The organism is Galbibacter sp. PAP.153 (assembly GCF_037029175.1).
Lineage (GTDB): Bacteria > Bacteroidota > Bacteroidia > Flavobacteriales > Flavobacteriaceae > Galbibacter > Galbibacter pacificus.
On sequence record NZ_JAZEUN010000054.1, the window covers coordinates 1 to 1,337 of the forward strand.

The 1,337-nt window shown below is 43.1% G+C and carries 1 protein-coding gene; it reads right to left on the reverse strand.

The genetic code is table 11. The annotated features are described in order from the left end of the window. Positions 1 to 52: 52 nt before the first annotated feature. A complete protein-coding gene (locus UXI14_RS17990) occupies positions 53 to 1,249 on the reverse strand; it encodes an IS256 family transposase (RefSeq protein ID WP_335967349.1) in 1,197 nt (398 codons plus the stop codon). Between the last annotated feature and the right edge of the window lie 88 nt (positions 1,250 to 1,337).

Genomic DNA, 1,337 nt, shown 5'->3' on the forward strand with positions numbered 1-1,337 from the left:
GACACTATCCCAGAAAGTGTGTAAACTAAAATATCGAGGGTTAGATTCTTACTTAGAGTCTGACCCTTTTTTCATAGATCGTCAGGAACTGATTTAAAACAACGCCCCAGTTCCTAATGGGCATAGTCCATTTTTTAGTGGCCTCTCTGAGGGCCAAATATACAGATTTCATCACAGCCTCATCGGTCGGGAAGGATAATTTGTTCTTGGTATACTTCCTGATCTTTCCATTGAGGTTTTCAATAAGGTTGGTGGTATAGATGATCTTTCGGATCTCCACAGGGAACTCAAAGAACACGGTTAGATCCTCCCAGTTGTCTCTCCAGCTTTTAACTGCATAGGAATATTTGCTGTCCCATTTCTTAGCAAAGTCCTCTAAAGCGGCCTTGGCAGCCTTTTCATTGGGAGCATTGTAAATGTGTTTCATATCGGCTGTAAAGTTCTTTTTGTCCTTCCATACCACATACCGACAGGCATTTCGGATTTGGTGCACTACACAGATCTGTGTCTTGGACTCTGGGAAGACATTCTTGATGGTATCGGTAAAACCATTTAAGTTGTCTGTAGCCGTAATGAGGATGTCTTCGACGCCTCTGGCCTTCATATCAGTAAGGACACTCATCCAAAAGGCAGCGGATTCATTCTTTCCTAACCAAAGCCCCAGCACTTCTTTTTTACCATCCCTGCGCAGTCCTACGGCTATATAGACCGTTTTATTGATGACCTTGGAGCCTTCCCTGACCTTAAAGACAATACCGTCCATCCACACGATCAGGTAAACGGGTTCTAAGGGACGGTTCTGCCAGGCGACAATGTCCGCAGTCACCTTTTCGGTGATACGGGATATGGTCGAAGTAGACACATCAAAGTTGTACACCTCACGGATCTGTTCTTCGATATCGCTATTGCTCATTCCCTTGGCATAGAGCGACACAATCACATTTTCGATCCCATCGACCATATTGTCGCGTTTGGGGACAATCATGGGGTTAAAAGAACCTTCACGATCTCTGGGGACCTGTATCTTAGATTCCCCATAGGAGGTTCTTACTTTTTTATCGGAATACCCATTACGGGCATTGGAGGTGTTGGATTTTTCATGTTTATCGTAGCCCAAGTGACCGTCTAACTCTCCTTCGAGCATCTTTTCAATACCCCGCTTCTGGAGCTGCTTTAAAAAGGAATTGAGCTCATCGCCAGTTTTGAACTGTTTTAAAAAGTCGTCCGATAATAAATCTTCTTTCTTCATGCTGTGTAAAAATTTAAAATTAATAAAAAAAATATCGAGGGTCATGACCCTCGATATTTTTTATTTACACAGTTTACGGGATACTCCC